Source organism: Burkholderia seminalis DSM 23518 (assembly GCF_902832885.1).
Classification (GTDB): domain Bacteria; phylum Pseudomonadota; class Gammaproteobacteria; order Burkholderiales; family Burkholderiaceae; genus Burkholderia; species Burkholderia seminalis.
The window spans coordinates 109,471-122,587 of sequence record NZ_CADFDK010000012.1 but is presented as its reverse complement, the minus strand read 5'-3'; the positions used below and the strand labels follow the sequence as shown (position 1 = coordinate 122,587).

Below are 13,117 nucleotides of genomic sequence, written 5' to 3'. Positions count from 1 at the left end.
CAGTAGAAGAAGTGGTTGAAGCCGGCCGGCGTCAGTTCCGCGAGCAGCGCGGACAGCTCGATTACCGGCGGGTGCGTGGTCTTGAAGAACGTGTTGTAGAACGGCAGTTCCTGCAGCTGGCGATACGCGGCGTCGGCGAGTTCCTTGCGGCCGTAGCCGACGTTCACGCACCACAGGCCGGCCATCCCGTCGATCACCTTGTTGCCGTCCGAATCCCACAGGTAGACGCCGTCGGCCTTCACGATCACGCGGCTGCCGGCGCGGTTCAGCGCGCCCATGTCCGAGAACGGGTGGATGTGGTGCGCGGCGTCGAGCGCGCGGTATTCGGCGGTCGAGCGTGCCTGCGTCGCGCGCGGCGCGGCGGCCGGCGCGGCCGGCTGGATCCAGGCAGATTCGTTGCGGTAAGTCATGTTTCCTCCGTGATTCCGTATTCGGTTGTGCGCACGTTCAGACGTGCAGCAGCAGATGGCGGCGTTCCCACGAGCTGATCACGCGGAAGAACGCTTCGTATTCGGTTTCCTTCAACGCGAAATACGCCTTCAGGAACTTGTGGCCGAGGATCTCGCCGAGCGGTTCGCACGCGGCCATCAGCGTCAGCCCTTCCTCGAGGTTGCGCGGCAGCTGGTACGGCAGGTCGTAGCCGTCGCTGACGAGCGGCTCGGTCGGCTCCAGGCGCTGCGTCATGCCGAGATAGCCGGCCGCGAGCGTCGCGGCGAGCGCGAGGTACGGGTTGCAGTCGACGCCCGGGATGCGGTTCTCGATGCGCCGTGCCGACGGTCCCGAGTGCGGGATGCGGAAGCCGACCGTGCGGTTGTCGTAGCCCCACTGCACGTTGATCGGCGCGGCCATGAAGCGCGACAGGCGGCGGTACGAGTTGATGTACGGCGCGAAGATCGGCATCAGCGCCGGCGTGTACTTCTGCAGGCCCGCGAGGTAGTTGTAGAACATCGACGTCGCGCCGCCGGTTTCCGGCGACGTGAACAGGTTCTGGCCCGTTTCCTCGTCGACGATGCTCTGGTGCACGTGCATCGCCGAACCCGGTTCGTCCTCCATCGGCTTGGCCATGAAGGTCGCGTACATGTTGTGACGCAGCGCGGCCTCGCGCACCGTGCGCTTGAACAGGAACACCTGGTCGGCCAGCGACAGCGCGTCGCCGTGCATGAAGTTGATCTCCATCTGCGCGGCGCCGACTTCGTGGATCAGCGTGTCGATGTCGAGGTTCTGCGATTCGCAGTACTCGTAGATGTCCTCGAACAGCGGATCGAACTCGTTGACGGCCTCGATCGAATACGACTGGCGGCCCGTTTCGGGGCGGCCCGTGCGGCCGACCGGCGGACGCAGCGGCAGGTCCGGGTCCTTGTTCATGTCGACGAGATAGAACTCGAGCTCCGGCGCGACGACGGGTTTCCAGCCCTTCGCCTTGTACAGGTCGAGCACGCGGCGCAGCACGTAGCGCGGCGAGATCTCGACCGGCGAGCCGTCGAAGTGCACGCAGTCGTGGATCACCTGCGCGGTCGGGTCGACGGCCCACGGGATCAGGCGGATCGTCGACGTGTCGGGCACGCACACCATGTCGGGGTCGGTCACGCCGGTCAGCGAGCCGTCTTCCGGATATTCGCCGGTGACGGTCTGCACCATCACGGCCTGCGGCAGGCGCATCGATTCGCCGGACGTGAACTTGTTGCGCGGCGTGATCTTGCCGCGCGCGATGCCGGCCATGTCGGGGATGATCGCTTCGATCTCGGTGATCCGGTGCTGCTTCAGGAAATCTTCGATGTCTTGCATGTCTGTTCTCGTGGGTTTGGGGCGGCGCGCTCAGGCGAGCGCGGCGGCGGCCATGGCGCGCGTGCGGGCAGTGCGGCGGGCGCGGCAGGCATCGCCGAAGGCGCGGAAGATCGCGCTCGACAGCGGGTCCTGCGCATGGCGCCATTCGGGGTGCCATTGCACGGCGAGGGCGAAAGCCGGTGCGTCGACGACGCTGACGGCCTCGATCAGGCCGTCCGGCGCGACGGCTTCGACGGCGAGGCCGGAGCCGAGCTGCGCGATGCCCTGCTTGTGCAGCGAGTTCACGTGCACTTCGTCGCGGCCGCCGGCGAGTGCATGCAACCGGCCGCCGGGCGTCAGGCGCACGACGTGCGCGGGGCCGTATTGCGTGTCCATCGGCGCGTCGTCGTCCTCGCGGTGATCGGCGAGGCCCGGCACTTCATGCACGCGCTGGTGCAGCGTGCCACCGCAGACGACGTTCAGCTCCTGGAAGCCGCGGCAGACGGCGAGCACGGGTACGCCCGCGGCGATCGCCGCGCGCAGCAGCGGCAGCGTCGTCGCGTCGCGTGCCGGGTCGTGCTTCGTGCCGGGCGCGCTCGGTTCGCCGCCGTACCGGTGCGGCTCGACGTTCGAATAGCTGCCGGTAAACAGCAGCCCGTCGACCGTGGCGAGCACGTCGTCGACCGACTGGCGTTCGCCGAGTGCAGGCAGCACCATCGCGAACGCGTGCGCGCCGTCGACGATCGCGGCGACGTATTTGTCGCCGACCGTGTGCGACGCGTGTGCGCCGATTTGCGTGAGGTCGGCGGTGATGCCGACGAGGGGTTTCCTTTCCATGACGTCTATCAGCTATCCAGAGGGTTGTTGCGTGCGGCTCGCCGGACGGCGCGAAACGCGGGCGTGCAACAGCCCCGCAGCCTGGCGCAAGGCGCAAGGCCGCTGGTGAATGGGCGCAACGGGATGGCGTGGCGATCCGCGCTGCGCGCGACGATCAGGCCGTCGTTCGTTTCATTGCGACACGCGACGCGGCAACGAATGCGCGAACGCGTTCCGTCACCGCACGGACCATGCGGTTGGCGAATCAGCGGATGAAACGAACGGCGTAAAGAAAGGAGAGGCGCTACGGCAGCAGCGACGCCACTTCGTCGGTATCGACGGCGACGAATGCGCGTGCGGATACGGCGTTGTGGCGCCGAACGGAACGACGAGACAGGATGGTGTAGATCGACAGATGCTGCAGGCGAGGACTATGCCAGCCGCAACTGCCATCGGAAGGGGATGCCGCGCTGCGCGAACTTCGCGCCACGCTACGATCCCACCTCACCAGAGGGCCACGGACTCTCACGATTACACTCGACTGGGTTGTTGAAAGTATTGAACACCCGATCTTTTCAACGCGCTGGGCGTTTAAAATAATCAAGGCGCCGGTTATGCGTCATTTACATTGATGGGCATCAATTTTTGCGTTGCAATAACGCTTTTTGCTGCCTGTGAAAACAAAATGACGCTGACCTGAGAGCCAGCATATACGAGCCAAAAACGGCGTCAAATGTTTTTTAACGGTCCTGCATCAGGGCTTTCCCGAGCAGTGCGAACAAAAGATTCGCAAACGGAATAGTCGGCGAGGTGTTCATTATTTCGAACGCCTTTCAGGGTTTTCCCCGCTGATCTGCGGCATAAAGTGATTAGAATATTCAACGGCTGTCCACTGCGTCGTTTCACTTTGTCATCGCACCTATCGTGTCCGAAACCGAATCGATGTCCACCGAAGTCGCCGAGCGCCTGCGCTTCGTGCGCAACAAGCATGGCCTGTCGCAGCGCGAACTCGCGAAGCGGGCCGGCGTGACCAACGGCACGATCTCGCTGATCGAACAGGGGCGCGTGAGCCCGTCGGTCGGATCGCTGAAGAAGTTGCTCGAATGCATACCGATGAGTCTGGCGGAGTTCTTCACGTTCGAGCTCGTCGAGTCGCGCTCGGTCGTGTCGCGTCGTGACGAGATGCCGAACCTCGGCAACGACACGCTCGCGTTTCATCTGGTCGGCGCGAGCGTGAAGGACCGCAACATGTGCATCCTGCGCGAGATCTATCAGCCGCACGCCGACACGGGCCCCGAGATGCTCGTGCATGCGGGGCACGAGGGCGGTGTCGTCGTGTCGGGCCGGCTCGAGCTGACCGTCGACGGCGCGACGTGGCTGCTCGACCCCGGAGACGGCTACTACTTCGAAAGCCGTTTGCCGCACCGTTTTCGCAATCCCAGCGCGGAACTGATCTGCGAGGTCGTCTCGGCCAATTCGCCGGCGACCTTCTGACCGCGCGTCATCGCATTCGCTGCAGGCCGGCCGCGCGTCAGGCGCGCGGCGCACCGCGAATGTCACAACATTGAGGCATCCTGATGAACAAGTTGACTTTGGCTGACTGGCAGGACAAGGCGGCGTCGCTCCGGATCGAAGGGCGCGCATTCATCGACGGCGCGTCGCGCGACGCGCACGGCGGCAAGACGTTCGACTGCGTGAGCCCGATCGACGGCCGCGTGCTCGCGAAGGTCGCCGACTGCGGCGAAGCCGACGTGAACGCAGCCGTCGCGGCGGCACGCCGGGCGTTCGACGCAGGCGTATGGGCCGGCCTGAACCCGCGTGCACGCAAGGCCGTGCTGCTGCGCTGGGCCGCGCTGATGCGCGAGCATCTCGACGAACTGTCGCTGCTCGAGACGCTCGACGCGGGCAAGCCGATCGGCGACACGACGACGGTCGACGTGCCGGGCGCCGCGTACTGCGTCGAATGGTTCGCGGAAGCGATCGACAAGGTCGGCGGCGAGGTCGCGCCGGCCGATCATCATCTGGTCGGTCTCGTCACGCGCGAGCCGGTCGGCGTGGTGGCGGCCGTCGTGCCGTGGAATTTCCCGATCCTGATGGCCGCGTGGAAATTCGGCCCCGCGCTCGCGGCCGGCAACAGCGTCGTGCTGAAGCCGTCGGAGAAATCGCCGCTGACCGCGATCCGCGTCGCGCAGCTCGCGTTCGAAGCCGGCATCCCGGCCGGCGTGTTCAACGTCGTGCCGGGCGCTGGCGAACCGGGCAAGCTGCTCGCGCTGCATCGCGACGTCGACTGCATCGCGTTCACGGGCTCGACGGCCGTCGGCAAGCTGATCATGCAGTACGCGGCGCAGTCGAACCTGAAGCGCGCATGGCTCGAGCTCGGCGGCAAGTCGCCGAACATCGTGCTGCCCGATTGCCCCGATCTCGACCGTGCCGCGCAAACGGCGGCCGGCGCGATCTTCTACAACATGGGCGAGATGTGTACGGCCGGGTCGCGGCTGCTCGTGCATCGCGACATCAAGGACGCCTTCATCGAGAAGCTCGTCGCGGCCGCCCGCGCGTACGTGCCGGGCAACCCGCTCGACCCGTCGGTGTCGATGGGGGCGATCGTCGACGGCATCCAGCTCGAACGCGTGCTCGGATACATCGAGGCGGGGCGCGGCGAAGGCCGGCTCGTCACGGGCGGGGCGCGCGTGAAGGAGGAGACGGGCGGCTTCTACGTCGAGCCGACGGTGTTCGAGGTGAAGCCCGATGCGAGGATCGCGCGCGAGGAAATCTTCGGGCCCGTGCTGTCGGTGATCGTGTTCGACGACGTCGACGAGGCCGTGCGGATCGCGAACGACACCGAATACGGGCTGGCCGCGGCCGTGTGGACGTCGAACCTGACGACCGCGCACGACGTGTCGCGCCGGCTGCGTGCGGGTACCGTGTGGGTGAACTGCTACGACGAGGGCGGCGACATGAACTTCCCGTTCGGCGGCTACAAGCAGTCGGGCAACGGCCGCGACAAGTCGCTGCACGCGCTCGAGAAATACACCGAGCTGAAGTCGACGCTGATCCGGCTGCGCTGACGCTGCCGTGTGCGGGCGCATCGCCGTGCGGCGGTGCGCCCGCCTTTACGAGGGCGCGTCAGGCGGCGCGCAGCGCGGGATGGAAGCCGGCGGCCTCGATGATCGACTGCACGCGCTCGGCGCCTTGCGCCGATTCGACCTTGACGATTTTCGCCGCGACGTCGATGTCGAGCTTCGCGGCGGGATCGGCGGCCGTCACCGCACGCGTGATCGCATTGGCGCAGCCGCCGCAGGTCATGTCCTGCACTTCGAATTCCATCGTGTTCTCCTGAATGGATGATTGACGAACACCGTCAGCATGAAGTTTGCCATGGTGGGAAGGTCAAGCACTGTGTGCAGGATACCGCGCGGCCGATGGATGACGCGTCGGGCGGTGGTCGGACGAATCGGCGCGGCGCCGCGCATGCCGGTCGGTGTTTGGCCCGATTGACCGTGGCCGCGCGGCGTCGCGCGTCGGGAAAAGCCTTTCCGGACAACATGCCGTGAAACGATGTGGGGCATTATTTCCATATTGAAAACGTGGGCATTCGTTGTGGAAATGCGAATCGCTCTTAGTATCGATTCCCCTCAAGATCCGTTCTCCGTTTCCGACCATGAATCGTTTTGCTTTCGGCTTCGCGCTGGCCCTGCTGGGCGCATCGGCAACGTCCGCATTCGCTGCCGACGACGTCGTCAACCTGACCCTGAAGGACCACACGTTTTCACCCGATGGCGTGACGATCCCCGCCGGCAAGAAGGTGAAATTCGTCGTGAAGAACCTCGACGCGACGCCCGCGGAATTCGAGAGCGACGACTTCAAGGCGGAGAAGGTCGTGCCGGCCGGCAAGTCGGTCGAGATCCTCGTCGGGCCGCTGAAGGCGGGCACCTATGAGTTCCACGACGAGTATCACGAAGCGCAGTCGAAGACGCACCTGACCGTCAAGTAAGCGGAAACCGACATGCTGTCGACTGCCCTGATCGTCTTTCGTGAAGTGCTCGAGGCCGCGCTGGTGGTCTCGATCGTGATGGCTGCCACGAAGGGCGTGCCGCGGCGCGGCTGGTGGGTGAGCGGCGGGCTGGCCGGCGGCGTGATCGGCGCCGGCCTGATCGCGGCGTTCGCCGACGTGATCTCGCAATGGGCGTCCGGCATGGGGCAGGAAGTCTTCAACGCGGGCGTGATGTTCGTCGCGACGCTGATGCTGGCGTGGCACTGCATCTGGATGAGCCGGCACGGCCGCGAGATGGCGCTGCACATGGGCGAAGTCGGCCGGGCCGTCGCGGCCGGCCGCCGGCCGCTGACGGGTCTCGCCATCGTGGTCGGCGTCGCGGTGCTGCGCGAAGGCTCCGAGGCCGTGCTGTTCCTCTACGGGATCGCGGCGGGCGATCCGGGACAGACGCCGCAGATGATCGTCGGCGGGCTGCTCGGCGTGCTCGGCGGCGCCGGGCTCGGCTATGCGATGTATGCGGGCCTGCTGCAGATTCCGCTGAAGCGCCTGTTCTCCGTCACCAATGCGCTGATCGTGCTGCTCGCGGCGGGGATGGCGAGCCAGTGCGTCGGCTTCCTGCTGGCCGCGGGGCTCGTGCCGTCGTGGGGCGACGCGATCTGGGACACGTCGTGGCTGCTCAAGGAGTCGAGCATCGTCGGCAAGGCGCTGCATACGCTGATCGGCTATACCGCGCGTCCGGCGGGCATCCAGATCGCCGCGTACGTCGCGACGCTGGCGGCGATCCTCGTGCTGGCCCGGCTCGTCGGCCGGCCGCGGCAGGTGGCGAGGCCGCCGCGCGCGACCGCCTGAGCGTTGCGGGTTCGAATGAAAGAAGGGGCGTCGTCGACGCCCCTTCTTTCATGTGCGATGCGTGAGCGCCGCGACCGTCACGGCACGCGTACGGTGGCGCGGCCGGTCAGCGGTGGCTGTCGATCCAGGCGCGGGCCCATTCGAGCCCCGCTTCGCGCGCCTCGTCCTCGGTATCGAAGACGCCGAGCACGCCGGATGCCTCGACCAGCTTGTTGTTCTGCGTGATCGTGCCGCTCGCCGCGAAGCGGTCGGGCTGCATGATCTCCTCCTGCTGCAGGATCGCATGGCCCCAGATCTGGTAGCCGTGGTAGGTTTGCGCTTCCATTATCGAGTCACCTCCGCGGCGCGGCCCTGCGTGCCGACCTGCAGCACGTTGCCGTCCGGCGTGTATTGACGCGGGATGTTGGAGAAGCCCAGCGCGTGCGTCTCGTCGGAGCCGGCCGGGTGCATCACCGTGAGGCGGCCCGGCGCGGGTTGTGCGACGGGGCGCGGCGCGGCCGGCGTTTCGGTCGCGGTGGCGGCCGGGTGATGCGGGCCGGCTTTCACGGCTTGCGCGACACGGCGCTTGTGCGGCTTCGCGGGGGCTTTCGGCGTGACGCTCGCGTGCTTCTCCGCGCTCTTGCCGGTACGCGCGTCGGCGCCCGTGCGCGCGGCCGGCGGACGGGCCGCCGGATGTCGTGCCTCGGGCGGGTTCCAGACCTCGACGTAATGCTCGGCGGCCCAGCCCGTCGACGCGAACGTCAGCGCCAGCAATCCGCATCCAATCAGTCTTACCATTGTCTCTCCGTCTTCGACCTGGCCGAATGGCCTGCTTCGCACCGCGGCGCGATGAGGGTGGCCCGGCGCGGGCCATCCCGGTCGTCCTGCGTTACTCCACCGTCACCGATTTCGCGAGGTTCCGCGGCTTGTCGACGTCGGTGCCGCGCGCGCACGCGGTGTGATACGCGAGCAGCTGCAGCGGCACGACGTGCAGGATCGGCGACAGCTGCCCGTAGTGTTCCGGCATCCGGATCACGTGCAGGCCGTCGTCGTTGACGATCTGCGTATCGGCATCGGCGAACACGTACAGCTCGCCGCCGCGCGCGCGCACTTCCTGCATGTTCGACTTCAGTTTCTCGAGCAGCGTGTCGTTCGGCGCGACCGTGACGACCGGCATCGCTTCCGTGACGAGCGCGAGCGGCCCGTGCTTCAGTTCGCCGGCCGGATAGGCCTCGGCGTGGATGTACGAGATTTCCTTCAGCTTCAGCGCGCCTTCCAGCGCGATCGGGTAGTGCAGCCCGCGGCCGAGGAACAGCGCGTTTTCCTTGCGCGCGAACTCCTCCGACCACGCGATGATCTGCGGCTCGAGCGCGAGCACGCTGTTCAGCGCGGCCGGCAGGTGGCGCAGCTCCTTCAGGAATTGCGCTTCCTGCGCGGCGTCGACGTGCCCGCGCAGCTTGCCGAGCGTCGCGGCCAGCACGAACAGCGCGACGAGCTGCGTCGTGAACGCCTTCGTCGATGCGACGCCGATCTCGGTGCCCGCATGCGTGAGGAACTGCATTTCCGTCAGGCGCACCATCGCGCTCGTCGCGACGTTGCACACCGCGAGCGTGTGCGTGTGGCCGAGCGACTGCGCGTGCTTGAGCGCCGCGAGCGTGTCGGCCGTCTCGCCCGACTGCGAGATCACGAGCACGAGCTGGCGCGGGTTCGGCACCGATTCGCGGTAGCGGTATTCGCTCGCGATCTCGACCTGCGTCGGGATCTTCGCGATCGATTCGAGCCAGTACTTCGCGGTGAGGCCCGAGTAGTAGCTCGTGCCGCAGGCGAGGATCAGCAGGCTGTCGATCTCCGCGAACGCGGCGGGCGCGGCGTCGCCGAACAGCGTCGCGTCGAAGGCTTCCGTCTGCGGCACGGTATCGCTGATCGCGCGCGGCTGCTCGAAGATTTCCTTCTGCATGAAGTGGCGATAGGGGCCGAGCTCGACCGCGCCGCCGTACGCGCTGACCACGCGGATCTCGCGCTGCACGGTGGCGCCGTGACGATCGACGATCGTCACGCCGTCGAGCGACAGCTCGCACACGTCGCCTTCCTCGAGGAACGTGAAGCGGTCGGTGCTGCCCGCGAGCGCGAGCGCATCGGACGCGAGGAAGTTCTCGCCGTCGCCGTGGCCGACGACGAGCGGCGAACCCTGGCGCGCGCCGACGACGGTATGCGGCTGGTCCTTGTGGATCACGGCGATCGCGTACGCGCCGTGCAGTTGCTGCACGGCTTCGCGCACGGCGTCGAACAGGTTGCCGCGATACAGGCTGTGCACGAGGTGCGCGATCACCTCGGTGTCGGTCTGCGACACGAATTCGTAGCCCTTCGCGCGCAGCGCCTCGCGCAGCGGCTCGAAGTTCTCGATGATGCCGTTGTGCACGAGCGCCAGCGCGTTCGACGAGAAGATCGGGTGCGCGTTGTGCGTGACGGGCGCGCCGTGCGTCGCCCAGCGCGTGTGCGCGACGCCCGTCGTGCCTTCGAGATGCGACTCGCGCACCTGCGTGTCGAGATCGGCGACGCGCGCGACGCTGCGCGCGCGCTTCGGCGCGCCCGGCTCGAGCACGGCGACGCCGCACGAGTCGTAGCCACGGTATTCGAGGCGCCGCAATCCTTCGATCAGCACCGGAACGATATTACGCTGCGCAACTGCGCCGACAATGCCGCACATGAATGGTCAATCCTGTAAGTCGACGCGGGCGCCGCCGGGGCACCCGCAAAAGGTTTAGCTCTTCTTCTTGACCGGGCGGACGTAGCCGCTCTTCGCGGTCTGGGTCTTCTCGTTCAACGCGAGCAGGCCGTCGGCCACGTCCTTCCAGATCGTCGTGCCGGCGGCGATCGTCACGCCGCGGCCGACGCGCACGGGCGCGACGAGCTGCGTGTCGGAGCCGACGAACACGTCGTCCTCGATCACGGTGCGGAACTTGTTCGCACCGTCGTAGTTGCAGGTGATCGTGCCCGCGCCGATGTTCACGCGCGCGCCGATGTCGGCGTCGCCGATGTAGGTGAGGTGGTTCGCCTTCGAGCCGTGGCCGATCACCGCGTTCTTCACCTCGACGAAGTTGCCGACGTGCGCTTCGTCCGCGAGCTGCGCGCCGGGGCGCAGCCGCGCGTACGGGCCGATCACGGTGTGCGCGCCGAGCTCGGCGCCGTCGATGTGCGTGAACGCATCGATGCGCGTGCCGGTGCCGACCGACGCGTTGCGGATCACGCAGTTCGCGCCGATCGTCACGTTGTCGGCGAGCGTCACGTTGCCTTCGAACACGCAGTTCACGTCGATCGACACGTCGCGGCCGCAGCGCAGCGTGCCGCGCACGTCGAGGCGCGCCGGATCGGCGAGCGTGACGCCGTCGGCGAGCAGCGCGTCCGCGATGTTGCGCTGGTGGATCCGCTCGAGTTCCGCGAGCTGTGCCTTGCTGTTGACGCCGAGCGTTTCCCAGTCCTCGTCGGGCTGCGACGTGACGACCTCGAAGCCGGCCTCGATCGCGAGTTCGACGACGTCGGTCAGGTAGTACTCGCCCTGCGCGTTCTCGTTCTTCAGCGCGCCGAGCCACATCGACAGCTGGGCCGTCGGCGTGACGATGATGCCCGTGTTGATCTCGGCGATCCTCAGCTCGTCCGGCGAGGCGTCCTTCTGCTCGACGATGCGCGTGACGAAGCCCGACGCATCGCGCACGATGCGGCCATAGCCGGTCGGATCGTCGAGCGTGACGGTCAGAATCCCGTAGCGGCCCTCGCGCGCGGCATCGACGAGGCGCTGCAGCGTCGACGCGCGCGTGAGCGGCACGTCGCCGTACAGCACGAGCGTCGGTTGCGCGGGATCGAGGAGCGGCAGGGCCTGGCGCACCGCGTGGCCGGTGCCGAGCTGCTCGGCCTGCACCGCGAACTGGACATCGGGCGCGGCGACGGCGGCTTCGACCTGCTCGGCCCCGTGACCGACGACGACGACCAGCCGGGACGGCTGCAGCGTGCGCGCGGTGTCGATGACGTGGGAGAGAAGCGGCCTGCCGGCCAGGGGGTGAAGCACTTTCGGCAGCGCGGAACGCATGCGCTTGCCGGTGCCTGCCGCCAAAATCACGATATTCATGGCGCCAACTTGTCTGAGGAGTTCGAAGCCGTCCATTTTAGCATGCGGCCCCCGCCGTTCCGGGCCTGTCGCGGCGGGGCGACAGCGCCGGAACAGGGGCCGCGGGCCCTTGTTCCGGCGGGGTTCGGGCCCTGCTTACAGGTCGTCGAACTGGACGATCGAGATCGGCCGGGCGGCGCCCGGCGCGGCGGTATCGTCGCCCGATGCGCACGGTTCCTCGTCGAACGCGATGTCGCCTTGCGGATCGGCCTCGCCGGTCGCGCGCAGCGACTGGAACGGGTACAGCGTCGTGTCCATCAGGTGCGACGGCACGACCTTCGCGAGCGCGTTGAACATGTTGTCGACGCGGCCCGGGAAGCGCTTGTCCCATTCGCGGATCAGCGCCTTCATTTCCGCGCGCTTCAGGTTCGGCTGGCTGCCGCACAGGTTGCACGGGATGATCGGAAATTCGCGCAACTCCGCGTATTTCTCGAGATCGGTTTCCTTCACGTACGCGAGCGGGCGGATCACGATGTTCTTGCCGTCGTCCGACTGCAGCTTCGGCGGCATCCCCTTCAGCTTGCCGCCGTAGAACATGTTGAGCAGCAGCGTCTGCACGATGTCGTCGCGATGGTGGCCGAGCGCGATCTTGGTCGCGCCGAGCTCGCCGGCCACGCGGTACAGGATCCCGCGGCGCAGCCGCGAGCACAGCGAGCAGGTCGTCTTGCCTTCGGGGACGAGCCGCTTGACGATGCTGTAGGTGTCCTGGTTCTCGATGTGGAACGGCACGCCGACCTGCTTCAGGTACTCGGGCAGCACGTGCTCGGGGAAGCCCGGCTGCTTCTGGTCGAGGTTCACCGCGACGATGTCGAAGTCGATCGGCGCGCGCTCGCGCAGGCGCAGCAGCACGTCGAGCATCGCGTAGCTGTCCTTGCCGCCCGACAGGCACACCATCACCTTGTCGCCGTGCTCGATCATGTTGTAGTCGCCGATCGCCTGGCCAACCTGGCGCACGATCCGCTTGTACAGCTTGTTGTTCTCGTACGCTTCCTTCTGCTCGCGGCGCGTCAGCGCCTGGCGGCCGGCCGGCGCGGCGTCGTCGAGGGTGGCGGCCGCGGCCGCCGTGTCATTCGTGTGGGGGGCGTTCATGCGCGCTCCTCGTCCTTGATGCGAAAGACTTCGACGCCGACGGCGTCGCAGTCCGGATAGGCGTCCGGTTTCTCGGTACAGACGCGTACCGCGCGCACGGTGTCGTGCGCCAGCAGGTGCGCGGCGATCGCGTCGCACAGCGTTTCCTGCAGGTGGATGTGGCCGCGCGCCACGCATTGCGCGACGCTCTGCTTCATCAGATCGTAGTCGACGACTTCATGCAGCCGGTCGTCGACGGGGGTGGACAGCGCGAGCGGCACGAACAGGTCGACGTTGATGACGACGCGCTGCTCGCCGCGCTTCTCGTGTTCGAAGGCCCCGATGTTGATGTGCACCTCGTAGTCGCGCAGGTAGAGCCTGCGGCAATCCGCGAGGCGGGGGTGCAGGAGAGCGGAAAACATGGTCGTCCCAGTCAAATTGGCGTGCGCGCACGCAAAGCGGCGCGGGCGGCGGCGGTCAGGCCG

The 13,117-nt window shown here is 67.2% G+C and carries 14 protein-coding genes and 1 pseudogene; 4 read left to right on the top strand and 11 right to left on the bottom strand.

Annotated features, from left to right (window positions below):
* From HWX00_RS28705 to HWX00_RS37015, 4 genes and pseudogenes are all read right to left on the bottom strand, one after another.
* A pseudogene (locus HWX00_RS28705) lies at nucleotides 1-383 on the bottom strand (aminotransferase class III-fold pyridoxal phosphate-dependent enzyme); the annotation flags it as partial.
* Between the two features lie 64 nt (nucleotides 384-447).
* A complete protein-coding gene (locus HWX00_RS28700; RefSeq protein ID WP_034189111.1) occupies nucleotides 448-1,785 on the bottom strand; it encodes a glutamine synthetase family protein in 1,338 nt (445 codons plus the stop codon).
* Between the two features lie 30 nt (nucleotides 1,786-1,815).
* Nucleotides 1,816-2,601, bottom strand: coding sequence for a gamma-glutamyl-gamma-aminobutyrate hydrolase family protein (locus HWX00_RS28695; protein ID WP_034189112.1), 786 nt, complete (start codon nucleotides 2,599-2,601; stop codon nucleotides 1,816-1,818).
* 283 nt (nucleotides 2,602-2,884) lie between these two features.
* Nucleotides 2,885-3,109: a hypothetical protein gene (locus HWX00_RS37015; RefSeq protein WP_072437498.1), complete on the bottom strand. Its 225-nt coding sequence runs from the start codon at nucleotides 3,107-3,109 to the stop codon at nucleotides 2,885-2,887.
* Nucleotides 3,110-3,522: 413 nt separating this feature from the next.
* Between HWX00_RS37015 and HWX00_RS28690 the strand changes: the two genes are divergently transcribed.
* Both HWX00_RS28690 and HWX00_RS28685 read left to right on the top strand, forming a co-directional pair.
* Nucleotides 3,523-4,074 (top strand): cupin domain-containing protein, encoded by a 552-nt coding sequence (locus HWX00_RS28690; RefSeq protein ID WP_034189292.1) that lies wholly within the window; start codon nucleotides 3,523-3,525, stop codon nucleotides 4,072-4,074.
* 83 nt (nucleotides 4,075-4,157) lie between these two features.
* Complete coding sequence (locus tag HWX00_RS28685; protein ID WP_034189113.1) at nucleotides 4,158-5,648, top strand: aldehyde dehydrogenase; 1,491 nt, start codon at nucleotides 4,158-4,160, stop codon at nucleotides 5,646-5,648.
* 58 nt (nucleotides 5,649-5,706) lie between these two features.
* Here HWX00_RS28685 and HWX00_RS28680 read toward each other — a convergent pair whose 3' ends face one another.
* Nucleotides 5,707-5,907, bottom strand: coding sequence for a heavy-metal-associated domain-containing protein (locus HWX00_RS28680; protein ID WP_011353438.1), 201 nt, complete (start codon nucleotides 5,905-5,907; stop codon nucleotides 5,707-5,709).
* 334 nt (nucleotides 5,908-6,241) lie between these two features.
* Between HWX00_RS28680 and HWX00_RS28675 the strand changes: the two genes are divergently transcribed.
* Nucleotides 6,242-6,574 carry a cupredoxin domain-containing protein gene (locus HWX00_RS28675; protein ID WP_124670250.1) on the top strand — a complete coding sequence of 111 codons (333 nt, stop codon included), beginning with the start codon at nucleotides 6,242-6,244 and terminating at the stop codon, nucleotides 6,572-6,574.
* A gap of 12 nt (nucleotides 6,575-6,586) precedes the next feature.
* Entirely contained in the window at nucleotides 6,587-7,423 is an 837-nt protein-coding gene (locus tag HWX00_RS28670; RefSeq protein WP_124609006.1) for an FTR1 family iron permease, read from the top strand.
* A gap of 106 nt (nucleotides 7,424-7,529) precedes the next feature.
* Here HWX00_RS28670 and HWX00_RS28665 read toward each other — a convergent pair whose 3' ends face one another.
* From HWX00_RS28665 to HWX00_RS28640, 6 genes are all read right to left on the bottom strand, one after another.
* Nucleotides 7,530-7,748 carry a hypothetical protein gene (locus HWX00_RS28665; protein ID WP_034189115.1) on the bottom strand — a complete coding sequence of 73 codons (219 nt, stop codon included), beginning with the start codon at nucleotides 7,746-7,748 and terminating at the stop codon, nucleotides 7,530-7,532.
* On the bottom strand, nucleotides 7,748-8,200 hold the full coding sequence (locus tag HWX00_RS28660; RefSeq protein WP_124609005.1) for an NADH-quinone oxidoreductase subunit E: 453 nt from the start codon (nucleotides 8,198-8,200) through the stop codon (nucleotides 7,748-7,750). The genes HWX00_RS28665 and HWX00_RS28660 overlap by 1 nt, the downstream gene beginning before the upstream one ends.
* A 91-nt stretch (nucleotides 8,201-8,291) precedes the next feature.
* The gene (gene glmS, locus HWX00_RS28655) at nucleotides 8,292-10,109 is read right to left on the bottom strand and encodes a glutamine--fructose-6-phosphate transaminase (isomerizing) (RefSeq protein ID WP_059558882.1); all 1,818 of its coding nucleotides are present in this window, start codon (nucleotides 10,107-10,109) and stop codon (nucleotides 8,292-8,294) included.
* A gap of 54 nt (nucleotides 10,110-10,163) precedes the next feature.
* Nucleotides 10,164-11,525, bottom strand: coding sequence for a bifunctional UDP-N-acetylglucosamine diphosphorylase/glucosamine-1-phosphate N-acetyltransferase GlmU (gene glmU / locus HWX00_RS28650; RefSeq protein WP_175028866.1), 1,362 nt, complete (start codon nucleotides 11,523-11,525; stop codon nucleotides 10,164-10,166).
* A 135-nt stretch (nucleotides 11,526-11,660) separates the two neighbouring features.
* On the bottom strand, nucleotides 11,661-12,653 hold the full coding sequence (ttcA, locus tag HWX00_RS28645; protein WP_034189119.1) for a tRNA 2-thiocytidine(32) synthetase TtcA: 993 nt from the start codon (nucleotides 12,651-12,653) through the stop codon (nucleotides 11,661-11,663).
* Complete coding sequence (locus HWX00_RS28640) at nucleotides 12,650-13,054, bottom strand: dihydroneopterin aldolase (protein ID WP_034189120.1); 405 nt, start codon at nucleotides 13,052-13,054, stop codon at nucleotides 12,650-12,652. Before HWX00_RS28640 ends, ttcA begins: the two co-directional genes overlap by 4 nt.
* Nucleotides 13,055-13,117 lie beyond the last annotated feature (63 nt).

Coding starts and splice junctions, on each gene's coding strand:
- HWX00_RS28700 (WP_034189111.1), bottom strand. CDS start 1,785: ATGCAAGACATCGAAGATTTCCTGAAGCAGCACCGGATCACCGAGATC.
- HWX00_RS28695 (WP_034189112.1), bottom strand. CDS start 2,601: ATGGAAAGGAAACCCCTCGTCGGCATCACCGCCGACCTCACGCAAATC.
- HWX00_RS28690 (WP_034189292.1), top strand. CDS start 3,523: ATGTCCACCGAAGTCGCCGAGCGCCTGCGCTTCGTGCGCAACAAGCAT.
- HWX00_RS28685 (WP_034189113.1), top strand. CDS start 4,158: ATGAACAAGTTGACTTTGGCTGACTGGCAGGACAAGGCGGCGTCGCTC.
- HWX00_RS28680 (WP_011353438.1), bottom strand. CDS start 5,907: ATGGAATTCGAAGTGCAGGACATGACCTGCGGCGGCTGCGCCAATGCG.
- HWX00_RS28675 (WP_124670250.1), top strand. CDS start 6,242: ATGAATCGTTTTGCTTTCGGCTTCGCGCTGGCCCTGCTGGGCGCATCG.
- HWX00_RS28670 (WP_124609006.1), top strand. CDS start 6,587: ATGCTGTCGACTGCCCTGATCGTCTTTCGTGAAGTGCTCGAGGCCGCG.
- HWX00_RS28665 (WP_034189115.1), bottom strand. CDS start 7,748: ATGGAAGCGCAAACCTACCACGGCTACCAGATCTGGGGCCATGCGATC.
- HWX00_RS28660 (WP_124609005.1), bottom strand. CDS start 8,200: ATGGTAAGACTGATTGGATGCGGATTGCTGGCGCTGACGTTCGCGTCG.
- glmS (WP_059558882.1), bottom strand. CDS start 10,109: ATGTGCGGCATTGTCGGCGCAGTTGCGCAGCGTAATATCGTTCCGGTG.
- glmU (WP_175028866.1), bottom strand. CDS start 11,525: ATGAATATCGTGATTTTGGCGGCAGGCACCGGCAAGCGCATGCGTTCC.
- ttcA (WP_034189119.1), bottom strand. CDS start 12,653: ATGAACGCCCCCCACACGAATGACACGGCGGCCGCGGCCGCCACCCTC.
- HWX00_RS28640 (WP_034189120.1), bottom strand. CDS start 13,054: ATGTTTTCCGCTCTCCTGCACCCCCGCCTCGCGGATTGCCGCAGGCTC.